We start from the raw sequence: 20,686 nt of genomic DNA, 5'->3' as shown, positions 1-20,686 counted from the left end.
GCGGGTAACGTCGGGGCGTGTCCGCCGACCCGCCCCCTCGCGCCTCGGGACAGAACGTCTCCCGCAGCGCCGCGAGCGCACCGAGCACCGTTCCGAGCCCGCAGAGCCGAGGCTCCGACGCGAGCGCGGTCGAGGTCCGCCGGAGCACCCGGCGGCGCAGGACGGTCTCCGCCTATCGCGAGGGCGACCGTACCGTCGTCCTCATCCCCGCCCGGATGTCCGCGGCGGAGGAGCAGCGCTGGGTGAGGGTCATGCTGGAGAAACTCGCGGCCCAGGAGAGCAAGCGGATGCTGGGCGACGCGGAGCTGGCCGCCCGCGCCGAGTGGCTCTCCGGCCAGTACCTGGGCGGGCGGGCCCGGCCCGACTCCGTCCGCTGGGTCACCAACCAGAACACCCGCTGGGGGTCGTGCACCCCGGCCGAGGGCAGCATCCGGCTCTCGCACCGGCTCCAGGGCATGCCGGAGTACGTCGTGGACTATGTGCTCCTCCACGAGCTGGCCCACCTGCTGGTGCCGGGGCACGGCCGTCGCTTCTGGCAGCTCCTGGAGGCGTATCCGCGGACCGAGCGGGCGCGCGGCTATCTCGAAGGGGTGGTCGCCGCCGCACGGTTGCCGCACCTCTCCGGGGCCCCGGACGACCAGCCATAGGGCGACCGTGCCCAGGCGACGCGGGATCAGCGCCCCGGCGGTGCCGGGCCGGCCCCGGGCCGTGCGGGAACCACGTCCAGGTTCCCTGCGTCGCTCATAGTCGGCGGCAGCGGCTAGCCTGGCGCGCAACGCACACACCGGTACGGCGATGGGGGACGGTCCTAACGTATGGCCAGGGAATTCCAGCGCGGCCACAAGGCCAGGATCAGCGATCTGACGGCCGGGAGGGATCTGTACGTCGGGGTGCAGATCGCCGGACCCGGCCTGACCTTCGACATCAGCTGCTTCGGTCTCGACGCGAACGAGCGGCTGTCGGACGACCGCTACTTCATCTTCTTCAACCAGCCGAAGTCCCCTGAAGAAGCGATACAGCAGCTCGGGCCGCAGGCCGGTGACACGGATTCGTTCCGCGTCACGCTCGACAACGTCCCGCCCGCCATCCAGAAGCTCTCCTTCACCGCGACCATCGACGGCGCCGGGCAGATGTCACAGGTCGGCCCCGGCTATCTCCGGATCGTCGCGGGCGGCGAGGAAGTGGCCCGGTACTCCTTCACCGGCTCGGAGTTCAGCACCGAACGCGCCGTGATGCTGGGCGACTTCTACCTCAAGGACGTCTGGCGGTTCGCCGCCGTCGGGCAGGGCTTCGACGGCGGCCTGGAAGCGCTGCTCAAGAACTTCGGCGGTGAGGTGGCCGAGGAAGAGCCCGCCCCCGCGCCCGCCCAGGGCGCCACGCCCGGTTTCGCGCCGCCCGGCCAGGCCGCTCCCGCACCGGGCTTCGCACCCCCGGCCGGGACCCCCGCCCCGTCGGCACCTCCGGCCCCGGCCCCGCCCGCACCGCAGCCCGCCCCCGCCTTCGGCGCTCCCCAGGGGACGCCGCCCCAGGGAATGCCACCCCAGGGGACGCCGCCTCCGGGTACGCCCCACGGCACGCCCCCGCAGGGAGCTCAGCCGCCCGCCCCCGGCACCCCGCAGATGCACGGCGCCCCCACCATCGCCGCGCCCATCGCGCCCCCCGGCCAGGTGCCGCCCCCCGGTCAGGTACCGCCCCCGGGCCAGGTGCCGCCGCCCCCGCCGCCGGGCCAGTTCCCGGGCCAGCAGCCCCCGTTCGGCCAGCAGCCGGGCCAGGCCCCGCCCGCCCCCGCGCCGTACGGCCAGCCCTACCCCGCCCAGCCCTACCCCGGTCAGCCCGGCCAGCCCGCCCCTTACGGTCAGCCGCACCCCATGGGCGGCGTCCCCCAGGGTGGTGGCGCGCTCGGGCTCCAGGCCGCGCTCTCCAAGTACCGCGAGGCGCCCACCGGCCAGCGCTGGACGCCGCAGAACTCCCGGCTGATGCGGGTCGACCTCGGCGTCGGCGGCCAGCCCGTGCTCGCCCGCCAGGGCACGATGGTGCTCTACCAGGGGAAGGTCGACTTCAGCTATAAGGGCGCCGGTTTCCGCGGTCGGATCGTAGGCAACGCGACCGGCCAGGAGATGCAGCTGATGCGCTGCACCGGCCAGGGCCAGGTCTTCCTCGCCGAGAACGCCGCCGAGCTCCACCCGATCGAGCTCCAGGGCGACGCCATCTGTGTCTCCGCCGAGAACGTGCTCGCCTTCGACGAGTCGCTGCACCACGAGGTGCGCCGGATCGAGGGTCACGGCATCCCCGGCGGCGCGCTGTTCACCATGCAGTTCCAGGGCACCGGGACCGTCGTGGTGAAGACCGAGGGCACGCCGGTCGTCCTCCCCGTCACCCCGACCACCTTCGCCGACAGCAACGCCATCGTGGCGTGGTCCGCCGGAGCACAGGTGATCATCTCCAGCCAGGTGCGGCTGCGCCGCAGCGCCTACCCCGGCCACAGCGGGGAGACCGTGAACCTCCAGTTCCGTGGCGCGCCAGGCAACTTCATCGTCGTCCAGCCCTACGAGGTCTGAGGGAGCCCGATATGGACCAGCAAATGATCTCGGGCTTCGCACCCGCCCCGGTCGCCGCCCGGATGGAGAACCACGGCGCCAGCATGCTCAAGGTCGCCATGCAGAGCGGCCAGGACCTCTTCGCCCGCACCGGCTCGATGGTGGCGTACGAGGGCTTCGTCCAGTACGAGCCCAACCCGCCCGCGGTACGGCAGATGGCCTCCCAGTGGCTGACCGGCGAGGGCGCCCCGCTGATGCGGTGCAGCGGCGACGGGCTGCTCTACCTCGCCGACTACGGGGCCAACGTCGTCTGCATCAACCTCAACGGCGACTCGCTGTCGGTCAACGGCACCAACCTCCTCGCCTTCGACGCGCATCTCCAGTGGGGTGTCGAACGCGTCAAGGGCATCGCCAAGTTCGCCGGGCAGGGCCTGTTCAACGTGGGCGTCTCCGGCACCGGCTGGGTCGCCCTGACCTCCCGCGGCACCCCCATCGTGGTCGACTGCGGCCGCGGCGAGGACGAGACCTATGTGGACCCGGACGCGCTCGTGGCCTGGTCCTCCGGGCTCAAGGTGAAGGGCAAGCGCAGCTTCAAGGCGTCGTCCCTGATCGGCCGGGGCAGCGGCGAGGCGTATCAGCTCGGCTTCTCCGGGCAGGGCTTCGTCGTCGTACAGCCCAGTGAGGACAGCACCGACCGGCTCCGGGCCCGGGGCTGAGGGGGAGGGACACCAGATGCAGAGCCCGCTTTTCGCCTTCACCGAGGCCCAGACGCAGGACCGCTACGCGCTCCAGAACCCGCATCTGCTGCGGGTCGCCCTGGGCGGCCATGAGGATGTGCTCGCCCGTAAGGGCAGCATGGTCGCCTATCAGGGGCTCATCGAGTTCGACGGCGAGTACCAGACGCCCGGGCAGCACAGGGCCCGGAGCCGTACCGGTGAGGGCCTGGACCTGATGCGCTGCTCCGGGCAGGGCACGGTCTACCTCGCCAACCTCGCCCAGCACATCCATGTGATGGACGTGGACCACGACGGGCTGACCGTCGACAGCTCCTATGTGCTCGCGCTGGACTCCACGCTGCACTGGGAGTCGATCGCGGTGGACAGCCAGTTCGGGATCTCCGGGTCCGGCAAGTACAACCTCAACATCTCCGGCCAGGGCAAGGTGGCGCTGATGACCTCGGGGCAGCCGCTGCTGCTCCAGGTCACCCCGGACAAGTACGTCAACGCCGACGCGGACGCCATCGTCGCCTGGTCCAGCTCGCTGCGGGTCCAGATGCAGGCGCAGACGCACTCCTCGGGCGTCTGGCGGCGGCGCGGCAACACGGGCGAGGGCTGGGAGCTCAGCTTCCTCGGCCAGGGTTACGCCCTGGTGCAGCCCAGCGAGCTGCTCCCGCCGCAGAACGCGGTGGTCGGAGGCGGTATGGCCGCGCAGTTCGGCATGGGCCAGCAGGGCGCCCGCGGCCAGAACCAGGGCAACATCTTCAGCAACTGACCGAGGTCACCGCTGATGGAGCACGGCGGCCGCGGACTCCTCGGGTCCGCGGCCGCACCGCATTCCGGCAAGCTCCTCAGAGGGACTCAACAAGCTCCTCAGAGCGACTCAACGGGCTCCTCAGAGCAGCGCGCGGGTGCGCGTCACCAGATGCCGTACCGACTCGTCGGCCACGTCCGCCACCTCGGCGTAGCCGAACCAGCGCAGATCCAGCGACTCGTCGCTGATCGCCGCCACCGCGCCCCGGGGCGCCACCGCCGCGTACTGCACGTCCAGGTGCCAGGCGCAGGGGGTCTGGTGCCGGTCGAGCCGCACCGGGCCGCCCGGCAGCAGCGTCAGCCCCTCGATCCCGGACTCCTCGGTGGCCTCGCGCAGTGCCGCGCCCGCGAGCGTGGTGTCGTCCGGCTCGCAGTGGCCGCCCATCTGGAGCCACATCCGCAGCTTCCGGTGCAGGGTGAGCAGCACCTGCTCCCGGTCCGGGTCGATCACCAGCGCGCTCGCCGTGATGTGGCCGTCCCCGCACGCCTTCCACATGCCGTCCGGATACGCGGCCAGGTGGTCGCCGTACAGCCGCCGCAGCCGCTCCTGGGCGGCATCCGGCGCGGGCCACTCGGTGAGCACCCGCGCCGCGTCCTGGTGCAGACTCACTTCTCGCCGTCGCCCCGGTCGCCGCCCTCGCGGTCGTCCGTGCCGCCCTCGCGGCCCTTACGGAGGTCGGGCCCCTCGGAGCCGCCCTTACGGTCCTCATCGCCGCCCGCCGCCTCGCCGAGCATCTTGTCCAGCTCGGAGAAGTCCAGCTGTTCGCCGTGGACGAAGCCGTCCGGGTCGTCGAGGTCCTGTGCCGTCGGCAGCATGTCCGGGTGCGCCCACAGACCGTCGCGCCCCTCCAGTCCGCGGGCGTCGGTGAGGGAGGCCCACAGCCGGGAGGCGTCCCGCAGCCGGCGCGGCCGCAGCTCCAGGCCGATCAGCGTGGCGAAGGTCTGCTCGGCGGGGCCGCCGCTCGCCCGGCGCCGCCGCAGCGTCTCGCGCAGGGCGTCGGCGGACGGCAGATGCGGCTTGGCGGCGGCGTGCACCACCGCGTCCACCCAGCCCTCCACCAGCGCCAGGGCGGTCTCCAGACGCGCCAGCGCGGCCTTCTGCTCGGGGGTGTCCTCGGGCTGGAACATGCCCTGCTGCAGCGCTTCCTGCAGCTGCTCGGGGTGGGTCGGGTCGAGCTGGCCGACCGCGTCCTCCAGCTTCGCGGTGTCGACCTTGATGCCGCGGGCGTACCCCTCGACCGCGCCGAAGAGGTGCGAGCGCAGCCACGGCACATGGGCGAACAGCCGCTGGTGGGCCGCCTCGCGCAGCGCCAGATACAGCCGGACCTCTTCCTTGGGCACGCCGAGGCCGGAACCGAGTGCCGCGATGTTGACCGGCAGGAGCGCCGCCTTGCCCGCCGGGCCGAGCGGCAGCCCGATGTCGGTCGAGCCGACCACCTCGCCGGCCAGCACGCCCAGCGCCTGCCCGATCTGGGTGCCGAACATGGCGCCGCCCATGGAGCGCATCATCCCGAGCAGCGGGCCGGCCATGGCCTGCATCTCCTCGGGCAGCACATCGCCCATGGCGGCGCCGACGCGCTCGGCGACCGGGTCCACCAGGTCCTTCCACACCGGCAGGGTCGCCTCGACCCATTCGGCGCGGCTCCAGGCCACCGCGGTCCCCGAACCCGAGGGCAGCGAGGTGACGCCGTCCAGCCACAGGTCCGCGAGCCGCACGGCCTCCTGGACCGCGGCGCGGTCGGCGGGGCCGACGCTCTCGTCCTTGCTGCCGTCGGCGGTGCCGCGCGCGACGGTCTGGCGGGCGATGTCCTTGGCCATGTCCCAGTTCACCGGGCCGCCCTCGTACGAGAGCATCTGCCCGAGCTGCTGGAACGCGGCGCCCAGGTCGCCCGGGTTCAGCGAACCGAACATCGCGGCGAACGGATTCTCCGCGCCGCCCGCTCCGCCGGTTCCGCCGCCGAACCCGAAGGGATTCGCGGGGCCCTGCTCGCCGCCCTGGCCGCCCTTCTTCTTGCCGTCGTCGCCGTCCTCCGGCTCCTCCGGCGGAAGGCCGAATCCGAATGGGGTGTCACTCACGGGTTTCCTCGGCTCGTTGGGCCACCGGCCCCGGGCCGGTGGCGGATGCCCGACATCACCACCCAGCCTAGACACCTCGCCGGTTTCCGGGCTCGGTGCTTCGCTGATCGCCGCCCTGCGGCAGGATGGACGTCACCTGGTACGTATGCGTGCATGCGCTGCGTACTGAAGACAACCGCTGGAGACGCCCGGTGAGTTCCCCAGACCGAGAAGTTCGCGCTGCGCGAAACGATACGGCCCGTACCGCACGACGCCCCGTCGTGGCGGTGACCGGTGCCGCCTCGGGCCCAGGTGCCCTGCTCACGCAGCGGCTCGCGGAGTCCGAAGAGGTCAAGCAGGTCCTGGCCATCGACGAGCGCCGCGGTGAGGTGACCGAGGCGCAGTGGCATGTGCTGGACGTCCGCGATCCGGCCATCGCCGAGAAGCTGCGCGGCGCCGATGTGGTGGTCCATCTCGCCGTCGACCTGGATCTGGGCACCGACGCCGCCGCCCGCACCGCCTACAACGTGCGCGGCACCCAGACCGTCCTGACCGCCGCCGCCGCGGCCGGGGTGCGCCGGGTGGTGCTGTGCACCTCCGCGATGGTCTACGGGGCGCTCCCCGACAACGCCGTGCCGCTCGCCGAGGACGCGGAGCTGCGGGCGACCGCCGAGGCCACCGGTGTCGGTGACCTCCTGGAGATCGAGCGGCTCGGGGAGCGTGCGCCCCGGGCCCATCCGGGGCTGAACGTGACCGTGGTGCGCCCGGCGCTCCTGGTCGGCGGCACGGACACCGCGCTCACCCGCTACTTCGAGTCACCGCGGCTGCTGGTCGTCGCCGGATCCCGTCCCACCTGGCAGTTCTGCCATATGGAGGACCTGGTCGGCGCGCTGGAGTACGCCGCCCTGGAGAAGGTCGAGGGCGAGCTGGCGGTCGGGTGCGAGGGCTGGCTGGAGCAGGAGGAGGTCGAGGAGCTGTCCGGGATCCGGCGGATGGAGCTGCCCTCGGCGGTGGCCCTGGGCGCCGCCTCCCGGCTGCACCGGCTCGGTCTGACACCGTCCCCGGCGGGCGATCTCGCGTACACGATGCACCCCTGGGCGGTCAGCGGCAGCAGGCTGCACGCGGCGGGCTGGCGGCCGCGCTGGACCAATGAGGAGGTCCTGGCGGAGCTGCTGGAGGAGGTCGCCGGCCGCCATACGGTCGCCGGGCGGCGTCTCGGCCGTAAGGACGCCACGACGCTCGGCGCCGCGGGCGCGACCGTGGCCCTGGTGGGCACCGCGGCGATCGTGCGCCGCGCCCGTAAGGCGCGCCGCCGGGCCTGAGACACCAGGCCCCGGAAGATGTTTTCCGGGATCCGGTAGTCATGGCTTCATCGATTCCCTGGGAGCGGGACGGTACGGCACGATGGACGACATGGCACATTCGTACGATCATCCTGGCGAGCTCGCGGCCGCCCACCCCATCCGGCTGCTGGCCGTCCGTGACACGCCCCTGTCCGTGGACGAGGTGTTCGGGGCGGTGGGCGATGCCGCGGCGGGGGGTACGGCGCTGTTCGTGGGCACCGTGCGCAATCACGACGGAGGCGCGGAGGTCGGCGCCCTCGGCTACTCCGCGCACCCGACCGCCGAGGCCGAGCTGCGCCGGGTGGCCGAGAAGGTCGTGGCCGACTTCCCGGTACGTGCGCTGGCCGCCGTGCATCGGGTGGGCGATCTGGTGATCGGCGATCTGGCCGTGGTGGTGGCCGTCTCCTGCCCGCACCGCGCGGAGGCGTTCGCGGCCTGCCGTCGGCTGATCGACGACCTCAAGAGCGAGGTCCCGATCTGGAAGCACCAGACCTTTGCGGACGGCACCGAGGAATGGGTGGGCGCGTAGCGCCTCGTTGGGGGGTGGTGGTCGGGCGACGGGAGGGCGGGTGGGCGCGTAGCGCCTCGTTGGGGGGTGGTGGTCGGGCGACGGGAGGGCGGGTGGGCGCGTAGGTCGAGGAATGGGTGGGCGCGTAGGGGGAATGCGCATGCGCGTGGGGGCGCGGAAGGGTGTACTCCGCTTGCGTAACCCCCACCCTGCCGTAAGCGTTGACCTGGCAGAGGATTAATCTGCTCATCTGTCAGTCGCGGTCCTGAACCGCGATTTTTCAAGGGGTTCGGGAGGCTGCTGTGGCCGCGCTTCTCTGGTTGCTGATTCCGTTGTTCGCGGCGATAGGCGCGGCGATATACGCCGGCATAGCCGCCCGAGCCGGTAAACGGAAGTCCGGGGGGGACGTGGCTGAGCTGGCCGGATACGCCCGCTTCCGCGAGGCGATGGAGCGCCGGCCCTCCGATTCGGACGCCGCGGCCTGAGCCCGCCACCCCGTCCGCGCCGCCCCTCGTACGGACGGCCCCGACGGTGGACTGACGGACGCGTCCCGTACTGTCGTTCCATGCCACGCCGCACCGCGACGATGCTCGCCTCCCTTCTGATGCTGATCGCGCTGCTCTGCGCAGGAGTGCTGATCCCGGTGCCGTACGCGGAGATGTCGCCCGGGCCGACGTACAACACTCTGGGTGAGCACAACGGGGAGTGCGTGCTCCAGATCTCCGGCCGCAAGAACTGTGAGACCACCGGCGGGCATCTGAACATGACCACGGTCCGGGTCACCGGCTCCGAGTACCGGATGAACCTCGTGGAGGCCGTCTACGGCTGGCTGGCGCACGATGACGTGGTCGTGCCGCACAGCATCCTCTACCCGGACGACAAGACCCCGGACCAGGTGGACCAGCAGAACGCCGAGGAGTTCACCCAGTCCCAGGAGTCCGCCAAGGTCGCGGCGCTGCGGGCACTGAAGAAGCCGGTCACCGCGCATGTGATCGTCGGCGCGGTCCAGAAGGGCGCCCCGGCCCAGGGCAAGCTGCACGCGGGCGATGTGATCAAGTCGGTGGACGGCACGGCGGTGCGCGAGCCCGATGACGTGGCCAAGCTCGTCACCAAGCACAAGCCGGGCCAGAAGGTGGTCTTCTCGGTCATCCCGGCCAAGAACGTGGCGGCGGCGGAGAAGAGCGGTAAGCAGCCCACCGGCGAGGAGCGCGTCTCGATCACCACCACGAAGGCGGACAAGGGCCCGGCCCGCGCCATCGTGGGCATCCAGGCCGGGAGCGACTACACCCTCCCGTTCCGGATCGACATCAAGCTCGCGGACGTGGGCGGGCCCAGCGCCGGTCTGATGTTCGCGCTGGGGATCGTGGACCGGCTCTCGCCCGGCGATCTCACCGGCGGGAAGTTCATCGCGGGCACCGGGACGATCGACGACAAGGGCACCGTCGGTCCCATCGGCGGCATCGAGATGAAGACGATCGGCGCACGCGAGGCGGGCGCCCGCTACTTCCTCACGCCCAAGGAGAACTGCGCGGCCGCCGCCAAGGACGTGCCGAGCGGGCTGCGGCTGGTCAAGGTGCACACGATCGACGACGCGCTCAAGGCGCTCGAGAAGATCCGTAAGGGGGACACCGCCGGTCTGCCGAAGTGCACGACGGGCTGAGCGGCGCCCCCGTTGCGGGGTCGGGTCGCGGGGTCAGTCGGTGGCGAAGGTCGCGGGGGTCAGTCGGTGGCGAAGGTGGCGGCGAGCGCGTCCGCCAGGCCCGGCACCAGACCGGCCCCGGTGAGCACCTCGGTCGGGGAGTCCTTCTCCCGCAGCCGCAGGGCGGACTCGCGCCCGCCGTCCCGCAGCACGGCCACGGTCATCCGGACCTCCTGGCGGTCCGGGTGGTCGGCGACCCACTTGGCCAGCGCCGCCTCGTCCAGGCCCTCGGGCACCGAGTTCTCGGCGGACGGCGGCAGCATCTGCCGCTCCACGGTCAGGGCGCAGCCGGTCACCGCGTCCGGCCAGGCGATGGTGGCGAGGAACTCGTCCAGCGGGGCGCCGGAGGGCAGCTCGTCCTGCTCGATGGGGGTCAGGGAGGCGGTCTCCGCGCCGCCCTCGTCAAGGCCGAGCTGAGCGGCGAGGCCGGGCTCCTCGGTGCGCAGCCGGGCGGTGTCGACAAGGGCGAAGAGCCGGGCGGGCTGGTCCCAGCCGAGCCCCGAGGCGTACTCGTCGATTTCGAGGACGGCTCGGGTCAGGGGATTCGAGGCCAGCGGGTCGGTGCCGGGGGTTGCGTTGGACATGGTTCATATCGTGCCCTGTTCGGACCCGGAAACGGGAACTGAGTAAAGCCTGAGTAAGTTGCATCAGGTGGGCCCTGGAGTTCAGGGTCCCTCAATCGACAGCGAACTTCGAGGTGCGCACCTTGGCTTTCCAGATGCCGGACCGCGGCGGAGGCCCGACGGGGCCGCGGGTGAGAGTCGGCCGTCCGTCCCGGCGTGCCAGGACCCTGCTCATGACCCTGGGCGTGCTGGCCGTGTTGGCCATGCTCTTTGTCATGTTTGCCGGATTTTGGACGGATTGGCTCTGGTATCGCTCGCTTCATTACTCTTCCGTCTTCAGTACCACCCTGAAGACGAAGATCGGGCTGTTCTTCGTCTTCGGCGTGCTGATGGCCACGGCAGTCGGGATCAACATCTGGCTGGCCCACCGGCTGCGGCCGCCGCTGAGCGCGATGTCCATGGAGCAGCAGAGCCTGGACCGCTACCGGATGGGCATCGCCCCGTTCAAGAAGTGGGTGCTGCTCGCGGTCACCGCCCTGGTGGGGCTGATCGCGGGCGCCTCGGCGGCCGGTCAGTGGCGCATCTGGCTGCTGTGGGTCAACGGGGTGCCGTTCGGCCAGAAGGACCCGCAGTTCCACAAGGACGTGGCGTTCTACGCCTTCGATCTGCCCTGGTACCGGTTCCTGCTGAGCTTCGGCTTCGCGGCCACGGTGCTCTCGCTGATCGCCGCCGCCCTGGTGCACTACCTCTACGGGGGCCTGCGGGTCACCAGCCCCGGCGCCCGCGCGACCGCCGCCGCCACCGGCCATCTGTCGGTGCTGCTGGGCGTCTTCGTGGCGCTCAAGGCGGTGGCGTACTGGCTGGACCGCTACGGCCTCGCGGTGAAGTCCAGCGACTTCAAGGCGACGGGCAACTGGACGGGTCTGCGCTATGTGGACGCCAACGCCTATCTGCCCGCCAAGACGATCCTGTTCTGCATCGCGGCCATCTGCGCGGTGCTCTTCTTCGCCACGCTGTGGCGCCGTACCTGGCAGTTGCCGGTCATCGGCTTCGGGCTGATGGTGCTGTCGGCGATCCTGATCGGCGGGCTCTACCCGGCGATCGTGCAGAAGTTCCAGGTCCAGCCGAACGAGCAGGCCAAGGAGGCGCCGTACATCCAGAAGAACATCGAGGCCACGCGCAAGGCGTACGGCATCGATGACTCCAAGGTGGCGGACTACTCCGGCAAGAACGACAGCGACGGCGGCGACAAGCTCCGTAAGGACGCCAATACGACGGCCAGTTACCGGCTGATCGACCCCAGCGTCATCTCGCCGACCTTCCAGCAGCTCCAGCAGGAGCGTAAGTACTACCAGTTCCCCTCGACGCTCGACGTCGACCGCTACAAGGGTGCCGACGGCAAGGACCAGGACACCGTCGTCGGTGTCCGCGAGCTGAACCTCGACGGCATCCCCAAGCGGAACTGGATCAACGACCACTTCACCTACACCCACGGCTACGGCATGGTGGCGGCGAAGGGCACCACGACCGACCCCAACGCGGACCCGGCGGGCTCGCCGGACTTCACCGAGTCCGGGCTGCCCACCAAGGGTTCGAGCGGCGGCGGTGTCGGCACCTACAAGCAACAGGTCTACTACGGCGAGAAGACCGACCAGTACTCGATAGTCGGCGGCCCCCAGAAGGAGCTCGACTACGAGAAGAACGGCGAGCGGACCACCAGCTACAAGGGCAAGAGCGGGGTCAGCCTCTCCAACCCGGTCAACCGCGCCGCCTACGCGGTGGCGTTCGGCGAGCCCCAGATCCTCTACTCGGGCGCGATCGGGGACGGTTCGCGGATCCTGTACAACCGCACCCCCAAGGAGCGCGTCGAGAAGGTCGCCCCCTGGCTGACCATCGACGGTGACGCCTATCCGGCCGTCGTCCATGGCCGGATCAAGTGGATCGTGGACGCCTACACCACGACCAACGGCTATCCGTACGCCTCGCGGACGACCCTGGGCGACAGCACGGCCGACTCGCTGAGCGACGGGGACCGTTCGGTGGTCGCGCAGCAGAACAAGGTCAACTACATCCGCAACTCGGTCAAGGCGACCGTGGACGCCTATGACGGCACCGTCAAGCTCTACGAGTGGGACTCCAAGGACCCGGTCCTGAAGACCTGGGAGAAGGCGTTCCCGGGCACGGTCGAGCCCAAGGAGAAGATCAGCGGTGAGCTGATGGAGCATCTGCGGTATCCGCAGGACCTGTTCAAGGTCCAGCGCGAGCTGCTGACCCGCTACCACGTCACCGACCCCACGCAGTTCTACAGCGGCAGTGACGCCTGGCAGGTGCCCGAGGACCCGACCCACAAGGAGGGGAACGCGGTCCCGCCGTACTACCTGAGCATGAAGATGCCCGACCAGAAGGGGCAGACGTTCTCGCTGACGACGACCTTCACCCCCAACGGGCGTCCCAACCTGGGGGCGTTCATGTCGATCGACGCGGATGCCAACAGTAAGGACTACGGCACGATAAGACTGCTGAAGGTCACCTCCAACGTGCCCGGTCCACAACAGGTGCAGAGCGAGCTTAACGGTGATCCGGAAGTCGCCGAGTTCGTCCGTAACCTGAGAGGCACCGACTCCGACATCGAGTACGGCAATCTGCTCACCGTGCCACTGGACAACGGCTTCCTCTATATCGAGCCCGTCTACGCCCGCGGTGGTAGCGCCAACTACCCGCTGCTGAAGAAGGTCGGCGTCTCCTACGGCAAGGAGACCGTCTTCAAGGACACCCTGGGCGAGGCCCTGGACGCGGTCTTCGGCAAGTCCTCCGAGCCGCGGCCACCGGGCGACGGCGGCCAGGCGGAACCGCCGTCGAGTGCCAACCCCACGGTAAAGGAGGCCCTGAAGGACGCTCAGGACGCCTATCAGGACGCCCAGGACGCCCTCCAGAAGCAGCCGCAGGACTGGGAGGCGTACGGCAGGGCCCAGGAGGATCTGAGGGCCGCGCTGGACCGCGCCGCCAAGGCCGAGAACAAGGCGGCCGGCGACAAACAGGGGCAGCGGCAGAACCAGCCACGGAGCCAGAGCGCCGGCGGCGATTCCGACAAGAAGGGCGGCTGACCCTTGACGACCTGCGAGAACGGCCGGGCGGCCGACCCCTCGCGCCGTGGTACGGTGGTTGCACCACGGCGCGGGGTGGAGCAGCTCGGTAGCTCGCTGGGCTCATAACCCAGAGGTCGCAGGTTCAAATCCTGTCCCCGCTACTGACACACGAGGCCCGGATCCGCAAGGATCCGGGCCTCGTTGTGTGTTGTATGAGCGTCCACTCGGGGAATGCGGATACAAGCGTTTGGGTTGTCTCTCTGTGGGCATGTCGACAAAACGCTGAAGTGACCTCGTCGGCTGCGGTATACCAGGTGTACGCCGGATGCGGGTGATGCCACGATGGGATTTATGGGGGACAGGGTCAGTCTGTTGGAGACAGGGCGTTTTGCGCACACGCATGACGATGCCGAGGAGGAGACCCGGCACCGTCGTGCCGCCGAGGCCGGTGACACCGCCGCGATGAGCGCACTCGGCGCGCTGCTGCTGCGCTGCGGCGACCTCGACGGCGCCGAACCGCAACTGCGGGGAGCCACCGCGGCGGGCGATCGCGCCGCCGCCAACAACCTCGGCGTCCTGCTGCACCAGCGCGGCTACACCGACGAGGCCGCCGGCTGGTGGCGCATAGCCGCCGTCGCCGGATCCCCCGCCGCGGCCCACGCCCTGGGCCGCCATCACCGCGAGCGGGGCGACGAGCCCGCCGCCGAGTACTGGCTGCGCCAGTCCGCCGAGTCCGGCCACACCCTGGGCGCGTACGCGCTGGGCGATCTGCTGGAGCACCGCAGCGACATCGGGGCCGAGCGCTGGTTCCGTACGGCCGCCGAGCGCGGCCACCGCGAGGCCGCGTACCGCCTCGCCCGCATCCTCGACGACCGCGGCGACGAGGGGGACGAGCCGGCGGCCGAGCGCCGCCGTGGCGCCGACGGGGGTGGCCGGGAGGAGGCCGAGCAGTGGTACCGGCAGGCCGCCGCGCGGGGCCACCGGCGGGCCGCCCTCCACCTCGGCACGCTGCTGGAGAAGCGCGGCGAGACCAAGGAGGCCGGGCGCTGGTACCTGACCTCCGCCAAGGACGGCGAGGCCCGGGCCGCCTGCGCGCTGGGCTTCCTGCTGCGTGACGCGGGCGACACCGACAGCGCCGCCGTCTGGTGGCACCGGGCGGCCCAGGACGGCGACGGCAACGCCGCCAACGCGCTGGGCGCGCTCCACGCCGACCGTGGCGAGACCCAGACCGCCGAGCGCTGGTACCGCGCCGCGCTCGACGCCGGGGACATCAACGGCGCCTACAACCTCGGGCTGCTCTGCGCCGAGCAGGGCCGCACCGCCCAGGCCGAGCAGTGGTACCGCCGCGCCGCCTACGCGGGCCACCGGGAGGCCGCCAACGCGGTCGCCGTGATGCTGCTCCAGCGCGGCGACGCGGCGGGCGCCGAGCCGTGGTTCTCCAAGGCGGCCGAGGCGGGCAGCGTCGACGCCGCGTTCAACCTGGGCATCCTGCACGCGGGCCGGGGCGAGGACCGGGCGGCCCGGCAGTGGTACGAGCGGGCCGCGGCCGCCGGGCACACCGAGGCCGCGCTGCAGGTCGGCCTCGCCGTGCAGCGGGAGGGCGACCTCCAGAGCGCCGAGCGCCATCTGCGCTGCGCCGCGGGCGGCGGCAGCGCCGAGGGCGCCTTCCGGCTGGCCGCGCTGCTGGACCGCTCCGCGGTCGGCGGCGACCCGGCGACCGGCACCGGCTTCGGCAGCTCGTCCGGGACCCGCTTCCCGACCCCGCCGCCGGACGACGGCTCCGGGCCGCACGTCCCCGAGTACGAGGAGTGGTACGAGCGCGCCGCCCGCCAGGGTCACCGGCGGGCCCAGGTGCGGGTGGGCATGTTCGCGGCCGCGCGCGGCGACGTGGTCGAGGCCGCGCGCTGGTACCGCATGGCCGCCGAGGCGGGCAGCAGCAACGGGGCGTTCAACCTGGGCCTGCTGCTGGCCCGGGAGGGCAGCGAGCCGGAGGCGGCCCTGTGGTGGACGCGTGCCGCCGAGTCGGGACACGGCCGGGCCGCGCTGCGGCTCGCGCTGCTGGCGGCCCGTCGCGGGGCGCTCGCCGAGGGGCAGCGGTGGTGCGCGCGGGCGGTCGAGCTGGGCCCCGCGGAGGTCGCCGAGCGCGCGGCCCGGCTGCGAGAGGCGCTCCAGCAGGAGCTGACGGCGTAGGGCGGCGGGGCTCGCGACGGAGCGCGCCGGGCCGGACCTCCGGCCCGGACCCCGGCCCGGATCCGGCCCAGGTGCTCGCGGGCGAGCGCACCGGCCCGGATCCGGCCCAGGCCCGCCGGATCCGCCGCGGTGACCCACCGCCGGGCGTCTCGCCGATAACCGGTTTGCTCCCGCTGTCCACCCCGGGTTAAGGTTGCTACACAACGACGCGGGGTGGAGCAGCTCGGTAGCTCGCTGGGCTCATAACCCAGAGGTCGCAGGTTCAAATCCTGTCCCCGCTACCAATGGCGAAGGCCCGGATCCTCAAGGATCCGGGCCTTTCGTCTGTTACGGCCTTCTCAGGCCGCCGTCACGGCTTGCTCAGGCCGCGCAGTCGGGGCACAGCCCCCGGTACGTCACCTCGACCGCGGAGATCGCGAATCCGTAGCGCTCCTGCGTGGGCAGATCGGCGAGCAGGTCGCCGGAGGGGTGGACATCGCGGATCGTGCCGCAGCGTGCGCACACCAGGTGCTGATGCGCATGATGCGCGTTCGGGTCGTAGCGCTTGGCTCTGCCGTCCGTGCTGACCTCGATCACCTCGCCGAGCGTGACGAGCTCGCCGAGGGTGTTGTACACGGTCGCGCGGGAGATCTCGGGCAGTCGCTCGGCCGCCAGCGCGTGGACTTCGTCGGCGGTGTAGTGCACATGGTCCCCGTCGAGGACCTCGGCGACGACACGCCGCTGCGCCGTCAGCCTCCAGCCGCGTCCCCTGAGCCGTTCCAGCAGGTCACTCATGCCATTCACCTATCAGTCAGATAAGGACAAGGGTAGCAGCGGACGGGTCCTTGGCCAGATCGGGTACGAGTTTCAAAGCCTTCTTGACTTAGACAATGTCCAATGTAGGATCGTGACCAGCCCCAGGCCAAGGGACGGAATGCGAGTACGCGGGAGGCGCACGTGACGGTCCAGGACAACATCACTGGCCCGCTGACCACGGAGTCCGGGGCTCCGGTGGCGGACAACCAGAACAGCGAGACGGCGGGCGCCGGCGGTCCGGTCCTCATCCAGGACCAGCACCTGATCGAGAAGCTCGCCCACTTCAACCGCGAGCGGATCCCGGAGCGGATCGTGCACGCGCGGGGCGCCGGCGCGTACGGCACCTTCACCGTGACCGCGGATGTGACGAAGTACACCCGCGCCGCGTTCCTCTCCGAGGTCGGCAAGGAGACCGAGACGTTCCTGCGCTTCTCGACGGTCGCCGGCAACCTCGGCTCGGCGGACGCGGTGCGCGACCCGCGCGGTTTCGCGCTGAAGTTCTACACCGAGGACGGCAACTACGACCTGGTCGGGAACAACACCCCGGTGTTCTTCATCAAGGACGCCATCAAGTTCCCCGACTTCATCCACACCCAGAAGCGCGACCCGTACACCGGCTCGCAGGAGGCGGACAACGTCTGGGACTTCTGGGGGCTCTCGCCCGAGGCCACCCACCAGGTGACCTGGCTGTTCGGCGACCGTGGCATCCCCGCCTCGTACCGCCACATGAACGGGTACGGTTCGCACACCTACCAGTGGAACAACGCCGCGGGCGAGGTCTTCTGGGTGAAGTACCACTTCAAGACCGACCAGGGGATCAAGAACCTCACCGCCGCCGAGGCGGCCGAGACCGCGGGTCTCGACCCGGACAGCCACCAGCGCGATCTGCGCGAGGCCATCGAGCGGGGCGACTTCCCGACCTGGACCGTGCAGGTGCAGATCATGCCGGCGGCCGACGCGGCGAACTACCGCTTCAACCCGTTCGACCTGACCAAGATCTGGCCGCACGAGGACTACCCGCCGATCGAGATCGGCAAGCTGGAGCTCAACCGCAACCCGCGGAACATCTTCGCCGAGGTCGAGCAGTCGATCTTCTCGCCCGCCCACTTCGTGCCGGGCATCGGCCCGTCCCCGGACAAGATGCTCCAGGGCCGCCTGTTCGCGTACGGCGACGCCCACCGCTACCGCGTCGGCATCAATGCCGACCACCTGCCGGTGAACCGTCCGCACGCGGCCGAGGCGCGCACGTACGGCCGGGACGGCTTCCTGTACGACGGGCGTCACGCGGGCGCCAAGAACTACGAGCCCAACAGCTTCGGCGGCCCGGCCGAGACCGGCAGGGCGCTGTGGCAGCCGTCCCCGGTATCCGGCCGGACCGGGGACCACGAGGCCCCCTCGCACGCCGAGGACGACGACTTCGTCCAGGCGGGCAACCTCTACCGGCTGATGTCGGACGACGAGAAGGAGCGCCTGATCGAGAATCTGGCGCAGTTCATCGCCAAGGTCTCCCGCGATGACATCGCGCAGCGGGCGATCGAGAACTTCCGCAAGGCGGACGCCGACTACGGCAAGCGGCTGGAGGCCGCGGTCCAGGCCCTGCGCGGCTGACGGACGCTTGCCGTATCAACCGAAGAGGCCGGACGCCGTTGGGCTCCGGCCTCTTCGGGTGCCGGTTCGTGGCGGGCGCGGTGTCAGGTCCTCACGCCGGTACGGGCTGGGGCGCCGGGGCCCAGCAGCGGATGATGTCGCGCACGGACACCACCCCGACCGGGTCGCCCGCGTCGAGGACGACCAGATGGCGGAAGCCGCCCTGGGACATCGCGCGGGCCGCCTCGTCCAGCGTCCACTCGGGGGCGGCGAAGACGACATCGGCGGTGGTGTGGTCGTGTGCGGCCTCCTGGTCGGGGTCCTGGCCCGCCCCCAGCGAGTTGAGGATGTCGCGCTCGGTGAGAATCCCCAGGCCGCTGGTGTCGGGATCGAGCACGATGGCCGATCCCACCCGGCGGGCCGACATCAGCCGGGCGGCCTGGCGGAGCGTATGCGCGGGGCCGATGGTGAGGACCACCGAGCTCATGGCGTCACGGACGTGCATGGGCATGGATGGAGCCACCTCCTTGGTGAATCCCAGATCCCATTAGAGAAAGGATTCACAAGTTCACAAGGTCTGGAATTCTCATGTTCACATGCCTCGGTGGGTCCAACAAGGGCGCGCGGAAGCCGATCCGCCGCGCGGCGCGCCCCGCGCTCCGGTTCACACTCCGGCCAGCACCGGAAGGCCCCTTATGGCCGCAGGTAGTCCAGCATCACCCCGTGCAGCAGCCCATTGGACGCCGCCGCATCGCCGCTGTTCGGGCCCGGTACGCCGTCGAGTCCGGTGAAGCGGCCGCCCGCCTCCTGGACGATCACCGCGTTGGCCGCCATGTCCCACAGCGACAATTCCGGTTCGGCGCAGATGTCCACCGAGCCCTCGGCCACCATCATGTACGGCCAGAAGTCGCCGTAGCCACGGGTGCGCCAGCAGGCGCGGGTCAGATCGAGGAAGCCGTTCAGCCTGCCGCGCTCCTCCCAGCCGCTGAGCGAGGAGTACGCGAACGAGGCGTCCGAGAGGTTGCTCACCTTCGAGACCGTCAGCCGGCTCGCGGAGGACAGGCTGCGCCCGGTGTACGCCCCGAGCCCCTCCGCGGCCCACCAGCGCCGTCCCAGCGCCGGTGCGGAGACTACCCCGACCACCGGCCGGTCGCCGCCCTCGCCGCGCTCCATGAGGGCGATCAGGGTGGCCCAGACCGGGACCCCGCGCACATAGTTCTTGGTGCCGTCGATCGGGTCGACCACCCAGCGCCGAGGACCGGTGCCCTCGCTGCCGAACTCCTCGCCGAGCACCGCGTCGCGCGGCCGGGCGCGCTGGAGCGAGGTGCGGATCAGCTCCTCGGCCGCCTTGTCGGCCTCGCTCACCGGCGTCATATCGGGTTTTGTCTCGACCTTGAGGTCGAGCGCCTTGAACCGCTCCATGGTGGTCGCGTCGGCGGCGTCGGCGAGAACGTGGGCGAGACGCAGGTCATCGTGGTAGTCGGGCATGGCCGAACAGTATCGACAGGAAAAGACGCGGAGCCACACGACTCCACAACGACCAGGGGACTCCGGCCGGACGGGTCCGCCCGCGCGCGGCTCTTGACTTCATCTGGCGGCCCGTCAATTCTGTCGGGCACATGCCGGGCCGGGAGGCGACGATGCCCGCTCTGGGAGGCGACGATGCCCGCAGCGCGTGAATCCTTACTCGACGCGGCCTTCGCCACGCTCGAGCGCCGTCCGTGGCGGAGGGTGAAGATGTCCGAGGTCGCGGCGGCGGCCGGGGTCTCCCGACAGACCCTCTACAACGAGTTCGGCAGCAAGGAGGGCCTCGCCCGCGCTCTGGTGCGGCGCGAGGCCGACGCCTATCTGCGCGGAGTCGAGCGTGCGCTGTCCGGGGTGTCCGGCGCGGCGGCCCCCAGGGAGCGGCTGGCCGCCGCGGCGGTGTGGACCGTTCGCTCGGCGGCCGAGAACCCACTGGTGCGGGCGGTGCTCACGGGCTGCTGGACCGAGCGGCTGCCGACGTCCGTAAGGACGGCACTGCCGGAGGAGCCGGAGCCGCTGCCCGCACCGGGCGAGCTGATCGGCGAGGCGCGGGACCGGGCGGTGCGGCTGCTGGCGGGCGACTGGCCGCCTGGCGCGGTCGAGTTGCCGCTGGCCTGTGAGGCGGTCGCCAGGCTGGCCCTGTCGTACGTGGTGGCGCCCGCCCCGGCGGCGGATGTGGCCCGTATGGTGCGCACCGTGCTGGCTTGAGGCGGCCGGGTCTCGGCGGGCCGATGGCCTCAGTGGGCCGGCAGGTCTCGGTGTGCCGATGGCCTCAGTGGGCCGAGCCCGAGAGCTGGAGTCCTATGACGCCGACGATCACCAGCGTGATGGAGATCACCTTGAGCGTGGAGACGAGGTCGCCGAGGAAGACCATGCCGTAGATCGCGGTCCCGGCGGCCCCGATCCCCGTCCACACCGCGTACGCGGGCCCCACGTCGAGCTTCTTCAGGGACAGCGTCAGCAGTCCGAAGCTGCCGAGCGCGAAGGCGCAGAAGGCGATGGTCGGCCAGAGGCGGGTGAAGCCGTGCGAGAGCTTGAGGCAGACGGCGAAGCCGGTTTCGAGTAGCCCGGCGACCACGACCAGCAGCCACGCCATAGAGATGCCCTCCCGTGCCGCCGTGGGCTGCCGTCGCCCGGGGCATCCCCGGTCGCCTGGATTGCTGGAGCCGCCTGGATTGCTTGTTGCGATTATCCATTTACCGCCCGGATGGAGCGGCAAACACGCTCCCCAGGAGGTGTCCGGCGAACCGTGCCGCCTGCGGCGGGCTGT

At 71.0% G+C, this 20,686-nt stretch carries 19 protein-coding genes and 2 tRNA genes; 14 read left to right on the top strand and 7 right to left on the bottom strand.

What is annotated here, in order from left to right; all coding sequences use genetic code 11:
* Positions 1 to 17 precede the first annotated feature (17 nt).
* The 4 genes from NP777_RS26415 to NP777_RS26400 all read left to right on the top strand — a co-directional run bounded on the left by NP777_RS26415 (position 18) and on the right by NP777_RS26400 (position 4,028).
* On the top strand, positions 18 to 647 hold the full coding sequence (locus NP777_RS26415; RefSeq protein WP_256652687.1) for a M48 metallopeptidase family protein: 630 nt from the start codon (positions 18 to 20) through the stop codon (positions 645 to 647).
* Positions 648 to 815: 168 nt separating this feature from the next.
* Positions 816 to 2,558: a TerD family protein gene (locus NP777_RS26410; protein WP_256652686.1), complete on the top strand. Its 1,743-nt coding sequence runs from the start codon at positions 816 to 818 to the stop codon at positions 2,556 to 2,558.
* 11 nt (positions 2,559 to 2,569) lie between these two features.
* Positions 2,570 to 3,253 (top strand): AIM24 family protein, encoded by a 684-nt coding sequence (locus NP777_RS26405; RefSeq protein WP_037952321.1) that lies wholly within the window; start codon positions 2,570 to 2,572, stop codon positions 3,251 to 3,253.
* A 16-nt stretch (positions 3,254 to 3,269) separates the two neighbouring features.
* Entirely contained in the window at positions 3,270 to 4,028 is a 759-nt protein-coding gene (locus NP777_RS26400) for an AIM24 family protein (RefSeq protein ID WP_256652685.1), read from the top strand.
* A gap of 120 nt (positions 4,029 to 4,148) precedes the next feature.
* Here NP777_RS26400 and NP777_RS26395 read toward each other — a convergent pair whose 3' ends face one another.
* Together NP777_RS26395 and NP777_RS26390 are read right to left on the bottom strand one after the other, a co-directional pair.
* Positions 4,149 to 4,676: an NUDIX hydrolase gene (locus NP777_RS26395; protein WP_256652684.1), complete on the bottom strand. Its 528-nt coding sequence runs from the start codon at positions 4,674 to 4,676 to the stop codon at positions 4,149 to 4,151.
* Positions 4,673 to 6,142 (bottom strand): zinc-dependent metalloprotease, encoded by a 1,470-nt coding sequence (locus NP777_RS26390; RefSeq protein ID WP_256652683.1) that lies wholly within the window; start codon positions 6,140 to 6,142, stop codon positions 4,673 to 4,675. The genes NP777_RS26395 and NP777_RS26390 overlap by 4 nt, the downstream gene beginning before the upstream one ends.
* 191 nt (positions 6,143 to 6,333) lie before the next feature.
* On the opposite strand from NP777_RS26390, the gene NP777_RS26385 reads away from it, so the two are divergent.
* The 4 genes from NP777_RS26385 (at position 6,334) to NP777_RS26370 (ending at position 9,632) form a co-directional block, all read left to right on the top strand.
* Positions 6,334 to 7,443, top strand: a complete 1,110-nt coding sequence (locus tag NP777_RS26385; protein ID WP_210950783.1) for an NAD-dependent epimerase/dehydratase family protein — start codon at positions 6,334 to 6,336, stop codon at positions 7,441 to 7,443.
* An 82-nt stretch (positions 7,444 to 7,525) separates the two neighbouring features.
* Positions 7,526 to 7,993 carry a molybdenum cofactor biosynthesis protein MoaE gene (locus NP777_RS26380; RefSeq protein ID WP_037952335.1) on the top strand — a complete coding sequence of 156 codons (468 nt, stop codon included), beginning with the start codon at positions 7,526 to 7,528 and terminating at the stop codon, positions 7,991 to 7,993.
* Between the two features lie 281 nt (positions 7,994 to 8,274).
* Positions 8,275 to 8,457 (top strand): hypothetical protein, encoded by a 183-nt coding sequence (locus NP777_RS26375; RefSeq protein ID WP_020868566.1) that lies wholly within the window; start codon positions 8,275 to 8,277, stop codon positions 8,455 to 8,457.
* A gap of 80 nt (positions 8,458 to 8,537) precedes the next feature.
* Positions 8,538 to 9,632: a YlbL family protein gene (locus NP777_RS26370; RefSeq protein WP_256652682.1), complete on the top strand. Its 1,095-nt coding sequence runs from the start codon at positions 8,538 to 8,540 to the stop codon at positions 9,630 to 9,632.
* A gap of 59 nt (positions 9,633 to 9,691) precedes the next feature.
* Here the strand turns inward: NP777_RS26370 and NP777_RS26365 are convergent, their stop codons facing one another.
* Positions 9,692 to 10,255 carry a PPA1309 family protein gene (locus tag NP777_RS26365; RefSeq protein WP_256652681.1) on the bottom strand — a complete coding sequence of 188 codons (564 nt, stop codon included), beginning with the start codon at positions 10,253 to 10,255 and terminating at the stop codon, positions 9,692 to 9,694.
* A 134-nt stretch (positions 10,256 to 10,389) separates the two neighbouring features.
* On the opposite strand from NP777_RS26365, the gene NP777_RS26360 reads away from it, so the two are divergent.
* The 4 genes from NP777_RS26360 to NP777_RS26345 all read left to right on the top strand — a co-directional run bounded on the left by NP777_RS26360 (position 10,390) and on the right by NP777_RS26345 (position 15,794).
* Positions 10,390 to 13,338, top strand: coding sequence for a UPF0182 family membrane protein (locus tag NP777_RS26360; protein ID WP_256652783.1), 2,949 nt, complete (start codon positions 10,390 to 10,392; stop codon positions 13,336 to 13,338).
* A 69-nt stretch (positions 13,339 to 13,407) separates the two neighbouring features.
* Positions 13,408 to 13,481, top strand: a tRNA-Met gene (locus tag NP777_RS26355).
* 181 nt (positions 13,482 to 13,662) lie between these two features.
* Positions 13,663 to 15,510, top strand: coding sequence for a tetratricopeptide repeat protein (locus tag NP777_RS26350; RefSeq protein WP_256652680.1), 1,848 nt, complete (start codon positions 13,663 to 13,665; stop codon positions 15,508 to 15,510).
* Positions 15,511 to 15,717: 207 nt separating this feature from the next.
* A tRNA-Met gene (locus tag NP777_RS26345) sits at positions 15,718 to 15,794 on the top strand.
* A gap of 76 nt (positions 15,795 to 15,870) precedes the next feature.
* On the opposite strand, the gene NP777_RS26340 is transcribed toward NP777_RS26345, so the two are convergent.
* Positions 15,871 to 16,284, bottom strand: a complete 414-nt coding sequence (locus tag NP777_RS26340) for a Fur family transcriptional regulator (RefSeq protein WP_137979451.1) — start codon at positions 16,282 to 16,284, stop codon at positions 15,871 to 15,873.
* 162 nt (positions 16,285 to 16,446) lie between these two features.
* Between NP777_RS26340 and NP777_RS26335 the strand changes: the two genes are divergently transcribed.
* Positions 16,447 to 17,913 carry a catalase gene (locus NP777_RS26335; RefSeq protein WP_256652679.1) on the top strand — a complete coding sequence of 489 codons (1,467 nt, stop codon included), beginning with the start codon at positions 16,447 to 16,449 and terminating at the stop codon, positions 17,911 to 17,913.
* 91 nt (positions 17,914 to 18,004) lie between these two features.
* Here the strand turns inward: NP777_RS26335 and NP777_RS26330 are convergent, their stop codons facing one another.
* Positions 18,005 to 18,397, bottom strand: a complete 393-nt coding sequence (locus NP777_RS26330; protein WP_256652782.1) for a CBS domain-containing protein — start codon at positions 18,395 to 18,397, stop codon at positions 18,005 to 18,007.
* A gap of 188 nt (positions 18,398 to 18,585) precedes the next feature.
* On the bottom strand, positions 18,586 to 19,380 hold the full coding sequence (hisN, locus tag NP777_RS26325) for a histidinol-phosphatase (protein WP_256652678.1): 795 nt from the start codon (positions 19,378 to 19,380) through the stop codon (positions 18,586 to 18,588).
* A gap of 174 nt (positions 19,381 to 19,554) precedes the next feature.
* On the opposite strand from hisN, the gene NP777_RS26320 reads away from it, so the two are divergent.
* Positions 19,555 to 20,124, top strand: coding sequence for a TetR/AcrR family transcriptional regulator (locus tag NP777_RS26320; protein ID WP_256652677.1), 570 nt, complete (start codon positions 19,555 to 19,557; stop codon positions 20,122 to 20,124).
* Positions 20,125 to 20,188: 64 nt separating this feature from the next.
* Here the strand turns inward: NP777_RS26320 and NP777_RS26315 are convergent, their stop codons facing one another.
* Positions 20,189 to 20,512, bottom strand: coding sequence for a DMT family transporter (locus tag NP777_RS26315; RefSeq protein WP_046090402.1), 324 nt, complete (start codon positions 20,510 to 20,512; stop codon positions 20,189 to 20,191).
* Positions 20,513 to 20,686 lie beyond the last annotated feature (174 nt).

Source organism: Streptomyces rugosispiralis, assembly GCF_024505145.1.
In the GTDB taxonomy this organism is placed as follows: domain Bacteria; phylum Actinomycetota; class Actinomycetes; order Streptomycetales; family Streptomycetaceae; genus Streptomyces; species Streptomyces rugosispiralis.
Note: the sequence above shows the minus strand (reverse complement) of the source record. Positions and strands in the feature narration are given on the sequence as shown.